This window comes from Pseudomonas sp. 02C 26, from assembly GCF_002843585.1.
Lineage (GTDB): Bacteria > Pseudomonadota > Gammaproteobacteria > Pseudomonadales > Pseudomonadaceae > Aquipseudomonas > Aquipseudomonas shirazensis.
In genome coordinates this window covers 1431816-1450061 of the sequence record NZ_CP025262.1, presented here as the reverse complement: position 1 = coordinate 1450061, position 18246 = coordinate 1431816, and the positions used below count along the sequence as shown (strand labels likewise).

The window sequence follows — 18246 nt, the reverse complement described above, 5'->3', positions numbered from 1 at the left end:
CTGCCTCTGCCCGTGATGGGCACCCAATAAACAATCCAACCTGAAACGGCCCGCTATCACTAGCGGGCCGTTTCATCTCAAAGCCGCTGTTCGGCGAACGGCACAGCCAGGGCCAGGGCACTGTCCAGTGCAGCGACGTCGACGCCGCCACCCTGGGCCATGTCCGGACGACCACCGCCTTTACCGCCAACCGCCGCAGCGGCCTGCTTCATCAGATCGCCGGCCTTGAGTTGGCCGGAGAGGTCTTTGGTCACGCCAGCCACCAGCACGACCTTGCCCTCATGCTCACTGCCCAGCAGGATCACTGCGTGGCCGAGCTTGTTCTTCAGTTGATCGACCAGCGCCAGCAGAGCCTTGCCATCCTGCCCGTCAAGGCGAGCGGCGAGAATCTTGGCGCCTTTGACCTCAACGGCTGCGTTGGAGAGATCATCTCCGGCAGCGCTGGCGGCCTTGGCCTGCAGCTGTTCAAGCTGTTTTTCCAGCTGACGGTTGCGCTCGAGCACCGCCGCCAGCTTGTCGATCAGGTTGTCACGGTTACCCTTGACCAATTGCGCAGCTTCCTTGACCTGCTCTTCAGCAGCGTTCAGGTAAGCCAGTGCCGCAGCCCCGGTGATCGCTTCGATACGGCGCACGCCAGAAGCCACGCCGCCTTCGCTGATGATCTTGAACAGGCTGATGTCGCCGGTGCGCTTGGCATGGATACCACCGCACAGCTCCACCGAAAAATCACCGCCCATGCTCAACACGCGCACGCTGTCGCCGTATTTTTCGCCGAACAACGCCATTGCACCTTTGCGCTTGGCGGTTTCGATGTCGGTCTCTTCGGTTTGCACCTCGGAGTTCTTGCGCACTTCGCGGTTGACGATGTCTTCCAGCGCCTTGAGCTGCTCTGGCTTGACCGCCTCGAAGTGGCTGAAGTCAAAGCGCAGGCGCTGGCTGTCGACCAGCGAGCCTTTCTGCTGGACGTGATCGCCGAGCACCTGGCGCAGCGCCGCGTGCAGCAGGTGAGTCGCGGAGTGGTTCAGCGAGGTGGCGTGCTGCACTTCGGCATCCACCTGCGCTTCAACTTCGGCGCCTACGCGCAGCGCGCCAGTGGCGACTACACCATGGTGCAGGAAAGCACCGGCAGTCTTGGTGGTATCACGCACATCAAAGCGCACGTCGGCGGCCTGCAGGTAGCCGGCATCGCCAATCTGGCCGCCGGACTCGGCGTAGAACGGCGTGCGATCAAGCACCACCACGCCTTCGTCGCCTTCATGCAGCTGCTCGACGGCTTGGCCGTCCTTGTACAGCGCGACGACCTTGGCCTGGGCCGTGGTTGCCTGGTAGCCGAGGAACTCGGTGGCAACATCGACCTTGACCAGGCTGTTGTAGTCCATGCCGAAGGCGCTGGCGGAGCGGGCGCGCTCGCGCTGGGCTTCCATCTCGCGCTCGAAACCGGCTTCGTCGATGGTCAGCTCGCGCTCACGGGCGATGTCGGCGGTCAGGTCCATCGGGAAGCCATAGGTGTCATACAGCTTGAACACCACGTCACCCGGGACGGTAGTGCCCTGCAGCTGGGCCAGGTCCTGCTCGAGGATGCGCAGGCCCTGCTCGAGGGTCTTGGCGAACTGCTCTTCTTCGCTCTTGAGGACGCGCTCGATGTGCGCCTGCTGGCTGCTCAGTTCAGGGAAGGCCTGGCCCATCTCGGCGACCAGCGCAGCGACGATCTGGTAGAAGAAGCTGCCCTTGGCACCGAGTTTGTTGCCGTGACGGCAAGCGCGGCGAATGATCCGGCGCAGCACGTAGCCGCGACCTTCGTTGGACGGCAGCACGCCATCGGCGATGAGGAAGCCGCACGAACGAATATGGTCGGCGACGACTTTCAGCGAAGGCTGGCCGACGTTGCTGCAACCGATGGCTTGGGCTGCGGCTACCAGCAGGTTCTGGAACAGGTCGATCTCGTAGTTCGAGTGCACATGCTGCATCACCGCACTGATCCGCTCCAGGCCCATGCCGGTATCCACCGACGGCGCTGGCAGCGGGTGGAGGACGCCATCGGCGGTGCGGTTGAACTGCATGAAGACGTTGTTCCAGATCTCGATGTAGCGGTCGCCGTCTTCTTCTGGCGAGCCGGGTGGGCCACCCCAGATATCGGCGCCGTGGTCAAAGAAGATCTCGGTGCACGGGCCGCATGGGCCGGTGTCGCCCATGGTCCAGAAGTTGTCCGAAGCGTAAGGCGCGCCTTTGTTGTCGCCAATGCGCACCATGCGCTCGGCCGGCACGCCGATTTCCTTGGTCCAGATGTCGTAGGCTTCGTCATCGCTGGCGTAGACCGTGACCCAGAGTTTTTCCTGGGGCAGGTTCAGCCACTGCGGCGAAGTCAGGAAGGTCCAGGCATAGGTGATCGCGTCACGCTTGAAGTAGTCGCCGAAGCTGAAGTTGCCCAGCATTTCGAAGAAGGTGTGGTGACGCGCGGTGTAACCGACGTTTTCCAGGTCGTTGTGCTTGCCGCCGGCGCGGACGCACTTCTGGCTGCTGGCGGCGCGGGTGTAGGCGCGCTTTTCCTGGCCGAGGAAGCAGTCCTTGAACTGGTTCATGCCGGCATTGGTGAACAGCAGGGTCGGGTCGTTGCCCGGGATCAGGGAGCTGGAGGCAACACGGGTGTGGCCCTGCTCCTCGAAGAAGCGAAGGAAGGCTTCACGGATTTCTGCGCTTTTCATAGGTTCTTCCACGGAAACGGCGGCCGTTAAGGCAAACACGTCGAAACGACGGCAAAGGGCCGCATTATATCGGTCCTGCAAGCTGGATGCAGTGTGTTTATGCGCCCTGAAAGGTCGTTTGCGGGCAATTTCAGGTCAGCACGGCTAAAAACTTGAAGGGGATGCTAAGGCGAGGGTTTGGCCGCTGGCAAGCCAATTACCGCTGGGGCAGGGAAAATCAGCCAGGATGCGCCGCTCGAGGCTGGCCGCGCAGCGCGCAGCCAGCGACAAATGGTACGGATCAGCTCAGGCGCTGGCCTGAATCGGGCACGATCAGAATGCCCGCACGCAGGCCGTTGCGCACCTTGGGGTTGGGGAAAATGATCCGCGCGCCTTCCTCCTCGACGATCCAGCGAGTTTCAGCCAGATCTTCGGCCAGCAGGTAGCCCTTGCTCAGTTCGGAGAAATTTTCGATGTCATCCGGCAGGTGCAGGTGGAAGTGGTCGCTGTGCTTGATGATTTCGCGGGCCACGCTGAACAGTTGCAGGCCGTCGAAACTGTCGTCGACCGCCGGCTCCTTGCCTTCGATGATCTGCACCAGGCGCTTGTGCAAACGGTCAAGGTTGACCTCTTCGTTCTGCCCGAACGGGCGCGCCTTGCCCAGTTCCAAGGTAAACGCCTCGGCTTCGAGCTGTTCGTAGGTGAAGGCACTGAAGGTGATCGAGGTCTTGCTCTGCAGCAACACCGCCTGCATCCCGGCCTGGCTCAGGCGCGCCAACTCGCGGCGCGAATGCTGGCGGCCGTCCTTGTACGGGTACAGGGCAAACTGCTCGATCTTCGAGCCGCGGATCGCGGTGTGCAGGTCGTAGTGCAGGCGATTGCGCCCAGCCACGCTGAAGAACGTGCGGGCGTACTGCTCCAGCTCGGCAGCACGCAGCGCTTCGAAACCGCTCGACGATTCGTGCCGACCGTTGAACAAGCGGTTCAGGTCCTGCTCAAGGTAACGCTGGCCTGCACGCATCGCTATTGGGCTGCCAAACAGGAACAGGACTCGCGCCTGCGGCACGATCTCGCCCCTGGCGATGCCCTGCAGCAATTGATCGAGCAACTCGATCGGCGCGGTCTCGTTACCGTGAATACCCGCCGACAGCAGCAGGTGCAAGGTGCCGTCGTCCACCTTCGGCGGCGTCACTTCCAGCGCGCCCTCCCCCAGCCAACGCAGGCGCAGACCTGCTGATGTCGATTGAGTCTTCTCGCCCGGCTCACGGCCGCCAAGCGTCAGGTCAAGCAGTTTGCCGAGGGCGAGCATAGGCACATCCTTAGTGGTGGTGACCGCAATCCGGGCCGTGCACGTGGCCATCCTCATCGTCGTCGCCCAGCTCAGCCGGCTCCATCTCCAGCTGCAGGCTGACCAGGTTGGTGGCCATCGGGCGCAGCAGCAGGTTGGCGAACTCAGCATCGCCTTCAGCGACATCCACACCGATCAGCAGCTGGCCGCGGCCGTCCTGCTGAATCCAGACTTCCTTGCCCTGCCAGAGCACGGCAAAGCGCGTGCAGGAGGTTTCCAGTTGGGTGCCATCATCGTCTTCCAGGATCAGGCGCAGGGCGTCAGACATTACGTAATTCTCTCTTCAGGGTTGGCGTTGGAACGGATAGACCGAGCCCAGCTTGAGCAGTTGGGTCAGGTCATCCAGGGCCGTACGGCATTCGGTGAGCAGTTGCGGGTCGGCCAGGTCGCTGTCGCTCATGCGATCGCGATAGTGCCGATCGACCCACTGGATCAGGCTGTCGTACAGCGGCGCCGACATGATAACCCCTGGATTGACCGCCGCCAGCTCGGATTCTTTCAAGGCCACGCGCAGACGCAGGCACGCCGGGCCGCCGCCGTTCTGCATACTCTGCTTGAGATCGAACACCTTGACCTCCTTGACCGGGCCACCCTGGCTGGTCAACTGGCTCAGGTAGTCCCAGACGCGCGGGTTGTTGCGGCACTCTTCCGGCACCACCAGCAGCATCGAGCCGTCTTCGCGTGACAGCAGTTGGCTGTTGAACAGGTAGGAACGCACCGCGTCCTCCACTGCCACCGCCGCCCGTGGCACGCAGATGCCCTGGAACTTGCCACCCTTGCCGGCCAGTTTAGCCTGCAGCTGGGCAAGCACCGCATCAGTCTCGAGGAAGGCATCCTCGTGGTAGAACAGCACTTCGCCGTTACCTACCGAAATCACGTCGTTATGGAACACGCCCTGGTCGATCACCGCTGGATTCTGTTGAGCGTAGACCACCCCATCAGCACTGAGGCCGTGCAAGCGAGCGACGGCCTGCGAAGCTTCCAGGGTCTGGCGTGCCGGGTACTTCTGCGGCGCCGGGTAGCGGCTGTCGAAGGCACTGCGGCCGTAGACAAAAAACTCTACGCCGGGCTCGCCATAGCTGCGACAGAAGCGCGTGTGGTTGGCCGCGCCTTCGTCACCAAACTGGGCCACCGCCGGCAGCGCCTGGTGGTGGGCGAATACCTGCTCATCGGCGAACATCGCCGCCAGCACGCGGCTGGTGGTCGGATGCTCGATGCTGCGGTGGTACTTGCAGTTGAGGTTGGCGGCAGTGAAATGCACGCGGCCATCGGCAGTGTCGGCGCTCGGGCTGACCGTTGCCGCGTTGGCCACCCACATGCTCGAAGCCGAGCAACTGGCAACCAGCAAGGGCATGGCCTCCTGGGCGGCGCGACGGATCACCTCGGCGTCACTGCCGCTGAAGCCGAGCCGGCGCAGGGCAGCAACGTCCGGGCGCTCCTGCGGGGCGAGTACGCCCTGCTTGAAGCCCATGTCGCTCAGCGCCTTCATCTTGGCCAGGCCCTGACGCGCCGCTTCGCGCGGGTTGGAGCACTGCTGGCTGTTGCTCTGCGAGGCCACGTTGCCGTACGACAGGCCGCCGTAATTGTGGGTCGGCCCTACCAGGCCATCAAAATTCACTTCATAGGATTTCATCGGCAAGGCTCCGAGACCATTTGTTATAGGGTGACGCCCGGCGTCAATGTCGCCGGCAAGGCGAGGCTGGCGGTCTCCAGCGATGCCACGGGGTAAGCGCAGTAGTCGGCCGCGTAGTAAGCGCTGGCGCGGTGGTTGCCGCTGGCGCCGACGCCACCGAATGGCGCACTGCTGGCGGCCCCCGTGAGCTGTTTGTTCCAGTTGACGATACCGGCGCGGCTACGCAGCCAGAAGTGCTGGTAGCGCGCATGCGAGTCAGACAACAAACCGGCGGCCAGGCCGTATTGGGTGGCGTTGGCCTGGTCGATCGCGCTGTCGAAGTCGGCGTAGCGAATGACCTGCAGCAACGGCCCGAAGAACTCTTCATCAGGGCGCTCTGCAACGCCTGTGACATCGATGATGCCAGGCGTCAGCAGCGCTGCACCTGCTTGCGGCTGAGTCATCGCCAGCAGCGCCAGCGCACCCTTGCCGATCAGCGCTTGCTGAGCATCAAGCAGGGCCTGGGCCGCCGCCAGGGAAATCACCGACCCCATGAACGGCGCGGGTTGCAGGTCATAGGCGCCAACCGTGATGCTGCGGCAGACCTCGACCAGCCGCGCCAGCAGGCTGTCACCCCAGGCGCCCTCGGGCACCAGCAAGCGACGCGCGCAGGTGCAGCGTTGGCCGGCAGAAATGAACGCCGACTGAATGATGGTATAGACGGCCGCGTCGAGATCCTTGACCTGATCGACCACCAACGGATTGTTGCCACCCATTTCCAGCGCCAGAATCTTTTCCGGGCGCCCGGCAAATTGCTGGTGCAGCAGGTTGCCGGTGCGGCTGGAGCCGGTGAAGAACAAACCGTCGATACCAGCATCGGCAGCCAGCGCCACGCCAGTCTCACGGGCGCCCTGAACCAGATTGAGCACACCCGCAGGCAAACCCGCCGCGATCCAGCATTTGACCGTAAGCTCGGCCACTTTCGGGGTCAGCTCACTTGGCTTGAACACCACGCAGTTACCGGCCAGCAGCGCCGGCACAATATGCCCGTTGGGCAAATGGCCAGGGAAGTTGTACGGGCCGAACACCGCCACCACGCCATGGGGCTTGTGCCGCAGCACGGCAGTCGCATCGCCAAGCGGGCCGTTTTTTTCACCAGTGCGTTCACGATAGCTCTGCACCGAGATCGCCACCTTGTTGACCATGCTGGTGACTTCGGTTGCCGACTCCCACAACGGCTTACCGGTTTCTTCACCGATGCAGCGGGCCAGTTCGTCAGCATGGGCCTTGAGCTGCTCAGCGAAGGCTTCCAGCACCGCGATGCGTGCTTCCAGGCTGAGCAGCGCCCAGGCCGGGAACGCCTCGCGAGCCGCACTTACTGCGGCGGCAACCTGGCCAGCAGCAGCGCCCTGCCCCGCCCAGACGAGCGCCTGGGTGACTGGGTTCAGCGACTGCAGCGCCTCACCCTGGCCAGCCTGCCATTGCCCTGCGATGTAATGGGTCGTCATCACTGCGCCTCCCGACTGGCGGACAAGGTGACTGCGCGCACGTGGTCACCCACGCCCAGGCGCAGGCGTTTCGCCGTCAGCGCGTCGACCACCAGCGTGCCGGCCGCCAGCCGCGCTGGCGCTGCGGTGATGCGGCAGTCTTCGCGTTTGCGGTTGTGGATCAGGTACGGCGTGGCGTCATCGCCTGGAGTGCCTACTGCCAGCACCAGATTCTGGCTTTCGCGCACGGCACGGATCTTCGCCGTGTCGCATTCGATTGCCGGGCCTGCATCGAAGATGTCGACGTAGCCCTGGTAGTTGAAACCTTCGCGCTCGAGCATGGCCAGCGCCGGCTCGGTGTCGGTGTGTACCCGGCCGACCACACTGCGTGCAGCCTCGGAAAGGAAGCACGTGTACAGCGGGAACTTGGGCATCAATTCGGCGATGAAGGCCTTGTTGCCCACGCCGGTCAGATAGTCAGCCTGGCTGAACTCCATCTTGAAGAAGTGCCGGCCCAGCGACTCCCAGAACGGCGAGCGGCCTGCGGCGTCGGAGATCCCGCGCATCTCGGCGATGACCTTCTTGCCGAACAGCTCAGGGAACTCGGCGATGAACAGCATGCGCGCCTTCGACAGCAGGCGGCCGTTGAGGCCGTTGCGGTGATCACTGCGCAGGAACAACGAACACAGCTCGGAGTTGCCGGTGAGGTCGTTGGCCAGGAACAGGGTCGGGATCTCGCGGTAGATATTCAGCTCCTGCGAAGCGCTGACGGTCAGGCCGACCCGGTAGTTGTACCAGGGTTCACGCAGGCCGACGGCACCGGCGATGGCGCTGATGCCGACCACCAGGCCTTCGTCGTTTTCAAGCACGAACAGGTAATCGGTGTCGGCCCGCCCGGCCTCACCGGTGAAGCTCTTTTCAGCCCAGCGCACGCGCTGAGCCAGCCGCTCTTCGTTGGCCGGCAGGGTAGTCAGGCCAGTGGTACCGGCGCTGCGCGCCATTTCGATGAGCGCGGGTAAATCGCTGCTGCGTACAGGACGAACGATCATGCTATCTCCTTGAGCGGCGGTCTGTGCCGGCCGCAAGACGGGTGCGGGTCGCGAGCGCTGGCGCTATGGCCAGGCCGGTCAAACAGCGACCAGGCGCACGCTGGCACCTTCACCGACGCCCAGGGCATCGGCCGCTTCACTACTCAGGCTGACCGGCTTGCCCGGCACCCAGTCCAGCTCCAGCAACACGGCGCGGTAGTCCTGCAACTGGCCATTGCAGACCAGGTACGAGCGGCCACCCTTGACTGAGGCCTCGTCGAGCTTGACCGGGACTACTCGGCTCTGGCTGATCGAGCGGATCCCCGAGGCACGTGCGTGCAGGGTCGGGCCACCGTCGAAGATGTCGATGTAATGCTCGGTCTCGAAGCCTTCACGCATGAGGATGTCGAAGGTGATCTGCGCCCGCGGATGCACCTGACCCATCGCCTCCTGAGCGTGGTCCGGCAGCAGCGGCACATAGATCGGATAATGCGGCATCAGCTCGGCGAGGAAGGTCCGGCTCTTCAGCCCGCACAGGCGCTCGGCGTCGGAATAGTTCAGGTCGAAGAAGTTACGCCCGATCGAATCCCAGAACGGCGACTCGCCCTGCTCGTCGCTGTAGCCGACGATCTCGGTAACCACCGAGTCGGCAAAGCGCTCCGGGTGGGCGGCCATGAACAGCAGGCGGCCGCGCGAATTGAGCTCGGCAAAGCCGCTGGCCACCAGCTCCGGCAGCACGTAGAAGCTGGTCAGCAGGCTGTTGCCGGTGAGGTCGTGGCACAGCGACAGGACGTGGATCTTGTTGTGGATCTTCAGCTCGCGCGAAGCATGCACAAAGGTCTCGTTACGAAAGCTGTAGAACGGCTCCGAGTAGCCCGCCGAGGCGACGATGGCCGAGCAGCCGGCCAGCTTGCCGGTGCTGGTGTCTTCGAGCACAAAGAAGTAGCTCTCTTCGCCATTGAAGCTGACCTCGGCGGCAAACGAGGTTTCCGACGCGGCAATCTTGTCGCCCAGACGCGCAGCGTCATCAGGCAGCGAAGTGACACCAACCGGGCTGTCCGCAGCCATGCGCTGCACTTCATTCAGGTCAGCCATTTGCGCGGGGCGCATTACCAGCATGGTGTCACTCCTTTCGGGAATACGGGCCGCACAGCGTGGTGCGGCAAAACGGCGGGTGCCCGCCTGAGACAAGGCACCCGCGCTGGAATTCTGCTGTCGCCGCTGGCACTGCTGACAGCGACGACAGAATCGCTGTATGTCAGCCTTGCAGCAGCTTGGCTACCGCGCGTTCGAAGCGGTCCAGGCCTTCGTCGATATCGGCATCCTCGATGACCAGGCTCGGTGCAAAACGCACTACATCCGGGCCAGCCTGCAACACCATAAGGCCTTCTTTCTCGGCGGCGTTGAGCACGTCCTTGGCCTTGCCTTTCCAGGCATCGGTCAACACGCAGCCGATCAGCAGGCCGACACCGCGGACGAGGCTGAACAGCTCGATCTTCTCCAGGCGTGCCTTGAAGCGCTCGTGCTTGGCAGTGACAGCGGCCAGGGTCTGCGGGGTGTTGATCACATCCAGTACTGCACAGGCCACGGCGCAGCCCAGCGGGTTGCCGCCGTAGGTAGTGCCATGAGTACCGGCGACCAGATGCTTGGCAATATCGTCAGTGGTCAGCATGGCGCCGATCGGGAAGCCGCCGCCCAGGCTCTTGGCGCTGGAGAGGATGTCCGGGATCACGCCGTAATGCTGGTAGGCATACAGGTGGCCGGTACGGCCGACCCCGGTCTGCACTTCGTCGAAGATCAGCAGCGCGTTGTGCTCGTCACACAGCTTGCGCGCACCTTCCAGGTAAGCCAGGTCAGCCGGCACTACGCCGCTCTCACCCTGGATCGGCTCGATCACCACCGCGCAGGTGTTGTCGGAGATCTGTGCCTTGAGCGCTTCAAGGTCGTTGTACGGCACATGGCTGATGCCAGTGATCTTCGGGCCGAAGCCGTCGGAGTACTTCGGCTGGCCACCGACGCTGACGGTAAACAGGGTGCGACCGTGGAAGCTGTTCACGGTGGAGATGATTTCGTGCTTGTCCGGGCCGAAGCGATCATGGGCAACCCGACGGGCCAGCTTGAACGCAGCCTCGTTGGCCTCGGCGCCGGAGTTGCAGAAAAATGCCTTGTCGGCAAAGGTCGCGTCGACCAGCTTGTGCGCCAGACGCAACGCCGGCTCGTTGGTGAAAACATTGGATACATGCCAGAGGGTATTGGCCTGCTCGGTCAGTGCCTTGACCAGCGCCGGATGGCAATGACCCAGGGCGTTTACCGCGATGCCGCCGGCAAAGTCGATCAGTTCGCGGCCCGCCTGGTCCCAGACTCGAGAGCCCTCGCCTCGCACCGGAATGAACGCCGCCGGGGCGTAGTTGGGAACCATGACCTGGTCGAAATCGGCACGTTGCACCGGGGCTTGCTCAACGGACATCTGAGTCTCCTGAAGAGAAACGCTGGCCTGGGATTGGCGAGCGATGGGGGGATTGTAAGGACTGATCAGCGCCTGTCCTTGCCGCCAAGCGACAACTTGTTACAGCGCTAAACCGTGTTTCACAGAGGTTTTCGGCAATGCGACAAACACTGTCGCAATCGCGCAGTGTAAAGGAGCGAGGAACTGTCGGGGAGAGGTGGCGGGTAATTGAGAGAACAGTTGTTCACATGATAGTTGGGGCCGTTGCACGACCCTTCGCGGGCAAGCCCGCTCCCACAGGCTTGAGCGCTACCCAATGTGGGATCGGGCTTGCCCGCGAAGGGCCATGCAACGGCCCATCATCCTACTTGTCGACTGAAGTCGCTGAACTCAACTCGAACGGGCTGTTGTTGCGCCGCTGGTTGCGGTCTTCCCGCGGCGTCGCGCCGAAGAAGTTGCGGTAGGCGCTGGAAAAATGCGGCCCCGACGAGAACCCGCACGACAGCCCGATCTGGATGATCGACTTGCTAGTCTGCATCAACATCTGCCGCGCCTTGTTCAAGCGCAGCTCAAGATAATACTGGCTCGGCACGCGATTGAGGTACTGCTTGAAGATCCGCTCCAGCTGGCGCCGCGAGACGCACACATGCTGGGCGATCTCATCGGTGGTCAGCGGCTCTTCGATGTTGGCTTCCATCAACAGCACGGCCTGGGTCAGCTTGGGATGGCTCGAGCCAAGGCGGTTCTGCAGCGGGATACGCTGCCGCTCGCCGCCCTCGCGAATGCGCTCGACCACCAGCTCCTCGGACACCGCACCGGCAAGCTCGGCGCCATGGTCACGGGCCAGCACGGCCAGCAGCAGGTCGACCACGGCCATACCACCACAGGCGGTCAGGCGATCACGGTCCCAGTCGAACAGATGGCTGGTGGCAATCACCTTGGGGAAGCGTTCGGCAAAATCATCCTGCCAGCGCCAATGTACCGCCGCGCGATAACCATCGAGCAGGCCGAGCTGCGCCAGGGGATAGACGCCCGCCGACAGCCCGGCAATGACGCAACCGCTGCGAGCCAGCTGCTTGAGCCCGGACGACAGCGCGGCCGTGACCGCCTGCGGCGGCTCGTCAGCCAGCACGAAGAGCTTCTGGAAACCTTCGAGCCGACCATTCCAGGCCTCGCCCGGCAACTGCCAGCCCTGCTGCTCGCCAGGCTCAGCCTGGAGAAACACCAGATCGTAGATAACTTCCGGATGTACCCGCTGAGCCACCAGCAGTGCTTCTTCGGCCAGGGCCAAGGTCAGCGGCCGGGTGTTGGGCCAGATGAGAAAGCCGATACGCTGGGTGGTCATAGGGCGTGGTCCGAAACCTGAGAAGAGGTGGCGTCAGTTGCGCCGGGGATGGCTGCGCTCGCTGCGCAGCATGCCCTATTCTGGTGCAAAGGTGCAGCGTTACTTCAAGCTGCCCGAGAGAAACTGCTGGAGCCGTTCCGACTGCGGATTGACCAGCACTTCACGCGGATTGCCACGCTCCTCGACGATGCCTTTATGCAGGAACACCAGCTGATTGGAGACCTCGCGGGCAAAGCCCATTTCGTGGGTCACCACGACCATGGTGCGGCCCTCCTGGGCCAACGACTGCATGACCTTGAGCACATCACCGACCAGCTCCGGGTCGAGTGCCGAGGTCGGCTCGTCGAACAGCATCACCTCCGGCTCCATGGCCAGCGCACGGGCAATCGCCACACGTTGCTGCTCACCACCGGACATATGCCCAGGGTAGGCGTCCTTGCGGTGCGAGACGCCGACCTTGGCTAGGTAATGCTCGGCTTTCTCCAGGGCTTCTTTCTTGTTCATGCCGAGCACATGCACCGGCGCTTCGATGATGTTCTCGAGCGCGGTCATGTGCGCCCACAGATTGAAATGCTGAAACACCATCGACAGGCGCGAACGCATCCGCTGCAACTGGCGCGGATCGGCCGCCTTGAGCGCGCCTTCCTTGCCGGCAACCAGCTTGAGCTCTTCGTTGTTGAGCAGAATCTTGCCCGCATGCGGTTGCTCGAGCAGGTTGATGCAACGCAGGAAGGTCGACTTGCCCGAACCGCTGGAGCCGATGATGCTGATCACATCGCCGGCCTTGGCCGCCAGGGACACGCCCTTGAGCACTTCATGGCTGCCGTAGCGCTTGTGCAGGTCTTGGACTTCGAGTTTGTACATGCTGTCGGTTCTCACAGAGCGGTCAGTGCTTGCGCGGCGCCAGGTAGCCCAGCCAGCGGCGTTCGGCCATCTTGAACAGGCGCACCAGAATGAAGGTCAGGCACAGGTAGAACACACCCGCGGTGATGTAGGCCTCGAAAGGCAGGTAGTACTGGGCATTGACGGTACGCGCCGCGCCGGTGATGTCGATCAGGGTCACGATCGAGGCCAGGCTGGTGGTCTGCAGCATCATGATCACTTCGTTGCTGTACTGCGGCAGCGCGCGGCGCATGGCCGACGGCAGCAGGATCCGGCGGTACATCTTGTAGCGCGACATACCCATCGCCTTGGCAGCTTCGATCTCGCCATGGGGCGTGGCCTTGAGGCTGCCGGCGATGATCTCAGCGGTATAGGCGCTGGTATTGACGGCAAACGCCAGGCACGCGCAGAAAGTCGCGCTGGACAGCCACGGCCAGAAGATACTCTCGCGCACTGCCTCGAACTGAGCCAGGCCGTAGTAGATCAAGAACAGCTGCACCAGCATTGGCGTGCCGCGAATGACATAGGTGTAGAGCCAGGCCGGCACATTCACCAGCGGCTGCTTGGACACCCGCATCAGCCCCAGCGGTACCGCTGCCAGCAAACCGAACAGCAGCGAGAACGCCAGCAATTTCAGGGTCGTCAGCAAGCCGCCCAGGTACAGCGGCATGGCTTCCCAGATGACGTTGTAGTCAAAGATCATAGTTCTGCCGCCTTGACGCCTACCGAGTAGCGCCGTTCAAGGTATTTCAACGCCAGCAGCGAAACACTGGTGAGCACCAGGTACAGCGCAGCCACCGCCAGGAAGAAAGTGAAGGGTTCGCGGGTGGCATCAGCCGCCTGCTTGGCCTTGAACATCATGTCTTGCAGACCGACCACCGAGATCAACGCGGTCGCCTTGGTCAATACCAGCCAGTTGTTGGTGAAGCCCGGAATGGCCAGGCGGATCATCTGCGGCACCATCACCCGGAAGAACACCTGGCGGCTGCTCATGCCGTAAGCCACACCGGCTTCGGCCTGCCCTTTGGGGATACCCAGGAACGCGCCGCGGAAGGTTTCCGACAGGTACGCGCCAAAGATGAACCCCAGCGTACCGATACCGGCAGCCAGCGGGTTGAGGTCGATGTAGTCGTCATAGCCCAACAGTGGCGCGAGCCGATTGAGCAAGTCCTGGCCACCGTAGAAAATCAGCAGGATCAACACCAGATCCGGGATGCCGCGGATGACCGTGGCATACATATCGCCGAGCCAGGCCAGCCAGCGCACCGGCGACAGGCGCAGCGCCACGCCGATCAGACCGAGCACGATGGCCAGGGCCATCGACGACAGGGCGAGCTGTAGCGTCAGCCACGCCCCATCGAGGATGACTGCCCCGTAGCCTTTCAACATGATTGGGATTCCTCAGACCTAGGGAATGAAAAATGGTGCAAACCTCAGAGCCTCTGCTGTTTGCACCATTGCACAGTTGCGGTCCGACGTCTTACTTGGCCTCAGGCCCGTAGATGTCGAAATTGAAGTATTTGTCCTGGATCTTCTTGTACTCGCCGTTGGCGCGAATCGCGGCAATGGCAGCGTTGATCCGATCGAGGTTGGCCTTGTCACCCTTGCGCACGGCGATACCGATGCCGTCGCCGAAGTACTTGGCGTCGGTGAAGGCCGGACCTACAAAGGCAAAGCCCTTGCCAGCGTCGGTCTTGAGAAAGCCGTCTTCGAGCAGGGTGGCGTCGGCGACAGTGCCATCGAGACGACCGGCAGCGACATCCAGGTAGATTTCGTTCTGCGTGCCGTAAGGCACGACAGTTGCGCCTTGCGGGGCCAGTACTTCATTGGCGAAGCGGTTGTGGATCGAGCCGCGCTGCACGCCGATCTTCTTGCCCTTGAGCTCGGCCAGCGAGTCGCTGACGGTGGTGCCGTCTTTCATCACCAGACGTGCCGGGGTCAGGTAGTAGCGATTGGTGAAGTCGACCGACTTCTTGCGATCGTCGGTGATCGACATCGACGACAGGATCGCGTCGATCTTGCGCACCTTGAGTGCCGGGATCAGGCCGTCGAACTCTTGCTCGACCCAGGTGCACTTGACCTTCATCTCGGTGCACAGGGCATTGCCGATGTCGTAGTCAAAGCCGGCAATGCTGCCATCAGGCTGCTTGAAAGCAAACGGAGGGTAAGCGGCCTCGATACCGATTTTCAGCGGTTTTTCATCGGCGTGCGATACCAGGGAAAACACGGACAGCGCCAGGGCGCCAAGCAGTGCAAGCTTCTTCATCAGGTAACTCCATCGGTACGGGGCAATACAAGGCAGGGGGGTAACAGCTGCCCGAATGCGAATGGGTACAACGCAAGCCGCGAGAGGTATCGACCAGGGCCGCAGACCACGAGCGAGTGAGTGGCATTCTAACGACAGCCCGTTAGTCGATATTTCTTCAAAGCGACAACTAGTTATAGAAGCGCATGAAACAGTAGCGGGCGATATTGACAGCCCTTACGATTTATGCAAGAGCGAAAAGGAAACAACCTGTAAACGAAGCAATAAGTGCGCCTATTATTGGCAAAGCCTTGTAATACGGCAAGTGCAGCGTGTCATCGGTTTTGCTGACAGCTACGGCAGCCCTGTTTTGGGGCCCGAGTGGGTAGCCACGCCCCGCCTTGGTGCAGGGGCGGTGACAGAATCGGTTACCGATGAATGTCGAAGTAACAGAATGCAAAAACCCCGCCGAAGCGGGGCCTTGGGGAGTGGGGCTGCTGCGCGCCCCCTCCACACCGTTTGATCAAGCCGAAGCCAGGTTCATCGACTTGTGCGTATCGATCAAATGCTGCACCACACCAGGGTCGGCCAAGGTCGAAATATCACCCAAGGCATCGTACTCAGCCGTGGCGATCTTGCGCAGGATCCGCCGCATGATCTTGCCCGAGCGGGTCTTCGGCAGCCCTGGCGCCCACTGGATAACATCCGGCGAAGCAATCGGGCCGATCTCCTTGCGCACCCAGTTTTTCAGCTCAAGGCGCAACTGCTCGCTAGGCTCGATACCGGAGTTGAGGGTGACATAGACATAGATGCCCTGCCCCTTGATGTCGTGCGGCACACCCACCACCGCCGCCTCGGCGACCTTTGCATGAGCGACCATCGCGCTTTCGATCTCGGCGGTACCCATGCGGTGGCCGGAAACGTTGAGCACGTCATCCACACGACCGGTGATCCAGTAGTATCCATCTTCATCGCGACGGGCGCCGTCGCCGGTGAAGTACATGCCGCGGAAGGTCTTGAAATAGGTATCGACGAAGCGGTCGTGATCGCCATACAGCGAGCGCGACTGGCCTGGCCACGAATCGAGAATCACCAGGTTACCCTCGGCCGCACCATCAATCAGGTTGCCGAGGTTGTCGACCAGCGCCGGCACCACACCGAAGAACGGCCGCGTCGCCGAGCCCGGCTTGAGGCCAGTCGCGCCTGGCAGCGGGCTGATGAGGATGCCGCCGGTTTCGGTCTGCCACCAGGTGTCGACGATCGGGCAACGGCCCTTGCCTACGGCCTGGTGGTACCAGTTCCAGGCTTCCGGGTTGATCGGCTCGCCGACCGAGCCGAGCAGGCGCAGGCTTGAGCCATCGGCACCTTCGACTGCAGCCTGCCCCTCAGCCATCATTGCGCGGATCGCGGTCGGTGCGGTGTAGAGGATATTGACCTTGTGCTTGTCGATGATCTTCGACACACGAGTGATGTCCGGATAGTTTGGCACACCCTCGAACAACAGGGTGGTAGCGCCGTTGGCCAGCGGGCCGTAGACGATGTAGCTGTGGCCGGTGATCCAGCCGACGTCGGCGGTGCACCAGTAGACTTCACCCGGGCGGTAGTCGAATACCCGCTCATGGGTCAGCGCGGCGTAAACCATGTAGCCGCCGGTGGTGTGCAAGACGCCCTTTGGCTTGCCGGTGGAACCTGAGGTGTAGAGGATGAACAGCGCTTCTTCGGCGCCCATTTCTTTCGGTGCGCAGTGGCTGGAAGCAACCTTCATCAGGTCTTCGTACCAGATATCGCGATGCTGGTGCCAGGCGATGTCGCCGCCGGTGCGCTTGCAGACGATGATCTTCTGCACGCTGCTGGTTTCCGGGTTGGTCAGCGCCAGGTCGACGTTGCCCTTGAGCGGAGTACGGCGACCGCCTCGCAGGCCCTCGTCGGCAGTGATGACGATCTTCGACTTGCAGTCGATGATCCGCCCCGCAAGTGCTTCTGGCGAGAAACCACCGAAGACTACCGAATGGATCGCACCGATGCGGGCACAGGCCAGCATGGCGACCACAGCTTCGGGGATCATCGGCATGTAGATGGTCACCACGTCACCGCGGTGCACGTCCTGGCCACGCAAGGCGTTGGCGAACTTGCAGACCTGCTCGTGCAGTTCGCGGTAGGTGATGTTGCGGCTCTCGGAAGGGTCGTCGCCCTCCCAGATGATTGCTACCTGATCGCCACGCTCTTCAAGGTGACGGTCCAGGCAGTTGTAGGAAACGTTGAGGGTGCCATCGGCGAACCATTTGATATCGACATGATGGTCGTCGAACGAGGTCTGCTTGACCTTGGTGAACGGCTTGATCCAGTCCAGCCGCTGAGCCTGCTCGCGCCAGAAACCATCGGGGTTGATCACCGATTGCTGGTACATGGCCTTGTAGGTGGCCTCGTCGGTCAGGGTGGTCGCCGCAACCTCGGGACGAACGGGATACAGTGGAGCCGCACTCATCTGTGATACCTCGGTGTAATAGTTGTTTTTGTATGGAACCGTTTTTAACTGTAACAGAGTGCTCAGGGCCATTCGACGTTGGTAGTAGCGTCCCCCTCCTTTACCCACTGCTCCCTCAGCGATGGCTCTAGATCAACCATGCCAGCACTTCGCCAGTCTGGTCACAGCACAGCGGCGCAGGATTGTTACAGAATCTGCCAACAGTCTTTATCAAAACCCGCTCTGTTTCAGCCGTACACCGCGGCCTAAAATTCATCTCGCCAACAACGGCAAGGCGATTAACTTCCGACAGTAGCCCCCACCCGGCAGGTGTTAATCCCAAGATAATTAAAACCCTTGATTATCGTTTTACGCGCAGCGCCAAACGCGCTGCGTGCACCCTCTCGCCCCTGTATAGGTAAACTGAAAATGAAAGCGTTACTGGTATTGGCACTTGGCACTCTTTGCAGCACCGCGGCACTGGCCGACGACCTTGCAAACAACGCCAAGCAGATCCCGGTTGAACAGTACAACTACTCGCAGCACCTGGACATCGCCCGCGTTATCTCGATGAGCGCGGTGCCCAATGTCTGCGAAGTGGTACCGGCCCGCATGACCTATGAAGACTCGCAGGGCCAACAGCACATTCTCGAATACCGAGTGATGGGCAACGGCTGCTCGAACGGTTAAGCAGCATGAAACAGGGGC

15 protein-coding genes are annotated in these 18246 nt (G+C 62.1%); 1 reads left to right on the top strand and 14 read right to left on the bottom strand.

What is annotated here, in order from left to right; genetic code table 11:
- Window positions 1–77: 77 nt before the first annotated feature.
- The 14 genes from alaS to acs all read right to left on the bottom strand — a co-directional run bounded on the left by alaS (window position 78) and on the right by acs (window position 17559).
- The gene (gene alaS / locus CXQ80_RS06680; protein WP_101317728.1) at window positions 78–2702 is read right to left on the bottom strand and encodes an alanine--tRNA ligase; all 2625 of its coding nucleotides are present in this window, start codon (window positions 2700–2702) and stop codon (window positions 78–80) included.
- Window positions 2703–2982: 280 nt separating this feature from the next.
- Window positions 2983–3990 carry a succinylglutamate desuccinylase gene (gene astE / locus CXQ80_RS06675; protein ID WP_101317726.1) on the bottom strand — a complete coding sequence of 336 codons (1008 nt, stop codon included), beginning with the start codon at window positions 3988–3990 and terminating at the stop codon, window positions 2983–2985.
- Window positions 3991–4000: 10 nt separating this feature from the next.
- Window positions 4001–4297, bottom strand: coding sequence for a topoisomerase II (locus CXQ80_RS06670; RefSeq protein ID WP_101317724.1), 297 nt, complete (start codon window positions 4295–4297; stop codon window positions 4001–4003).
- A 15-nt stretch (window positions 4298–4312) separates the two neighbouring features.
- Window positions 4313–5662: an N-succinylarginine dihydrolase gene (gene astB, locus CXQ80_RS06665; RefSeq protein ID WP_101317722.1), complete on the bottom strand. Its 1350-nt coding sequence runs from the start codon at window positions 5660–5662 to the stop codon at window positions 4313–4315.
- A 23-nt stretch (window positions 5663–5685) separates the two neighbouring features.
- Complete coding sequence (gene astD / locus CXQ80_RS06660; RefSeq protein WP_178080751.1) at window positions 5686–7152, bottom strand: succinylglutamate-semialdehyde dehydrogenase; 1467 nt, start codon at window positions 7150–7152, stop codon at window positions 5686–5688.
- Window positions 7149–8177 (bottom strand): arginine N-succinyltransferase, encoded by a 1029-nt coding sequence (gene astA, locus CXQ80_RS06655; RefSeq protein WP_101317718.1) that lies wholly within the window; start codon window positions 8175–8177, stop codon window positions 7149–7151. The genes astD and astA overlap by 4 nt, the downstream gene beginning before the upstream one ends.
- Before the next feature lie 78 nt (window positions 8178–8255).
- Window positions 8256–9275 (bottom strand): arginine/ornithine succinyltransferase subunit alpha, encoded by a 1020-nt coding sequence (aruF, locus tag CXQ80_RS06650; protein WP_101317716.1) that lies wholly within the window; start codon window positions 9273–9275, stop codon window positions 8256–8258.
- A 139-nt stretch (window positions 9276–9414) separates the two neighbouring features.
- Window positions 9415–10623 carry an aspartate aminotransferase family protein gene (locus CXQ80_RS06645; RefSeq protein ID WP_101317714.1) on the bottom strand — a complete coding sequence of 403 codons (1209 nt, stop codon included), beginning with the start codon at window positions 10621–10623 and terminating at the stop codon, window positions 9415–9417.
- 343 nt (window positions 10624–10966) lie between these two features.
- A complete protein-coding gene (argR, locus tag CXQ80_RS06640) occupies window positions 10967–11947 on the bottom strand; it encodes a transcriptional regulator ArgR (protein ID WP_101317712.1) in 981 nt (326 codons plus the stop codon).
- Between the two features lie 99 nt (window positions 11948–12046).
- A complete protein-coding gene (locus CXQ80_RS06635; protein ID WP_101317710.1) occupies window positions 12047–12811 on the bottom strand; it encodes an ABC transporter ATP-binding protein in 765 nt (254 codons plus the stop codon).
- Window positions 12812–12833: 22 nt separating this feature from the next.
- Window positions 12834–13532, bottom strand: coding sequence for an ABC transporter permease (locus CXQ80_RS06630; RefSeq protein WP_101317708.1), 699 nt, complete (start codon window positions 13530–13532; stop codon window positions 12834–12836).
- Window positions 13529–14218, bottom strand: a complete 690-nt coding sequence (locus CXQ80_RS06625) for an ABC transporter permease (protein WP_101317706.1) — start codon at window positions 14216–14218, stop codon at window positions 13529–13531. Before CXQ80_RS06625 ends, CXQ80_RS06630 begins: the two co-directional genes overlap by 4 nt.
- A 91-nt stretch (window positions 14219–14309) precedes the next feature.
- Entirely contained in the window at window positions 14310–15095 is a 786-nt protein-coding gene (locus CXQ80_RS06620; protein WP_101317704.1) for an ABC transporter substrate-binding protein, read from the bottom strand.
- A gap of 502 nt (window positions 15096–15597) precedes the next feature.
- A complete protein-coding gene (gene acs / locus CXQ80_RS06615; RefSeq protein ID WP_101322966.1) occupies window positions 15598–17559 on the bottom strand; it encodes an acetate--CoA ligase in 1962 nt (653 codons plus the stop codon).
- Window positions 17560–17967: 408 nt separating this feature from the next.
- On the opposite strand from acs, the gene CXQ80_RS06610 reads away from it, so the two are divergent.
- Window positions 17968–18228, top strand: a complete 261-nt coding sequence (locus tag CXQ80_RS06610) for a DUF2790 domain-containing protein (RefSeq protein WP_101317702.1) — start codon at window positions 17968–17970, stop codon at window positions 18226–18228.
- Window positions 18229–18246: the final 18 nt, after the last annotated feature.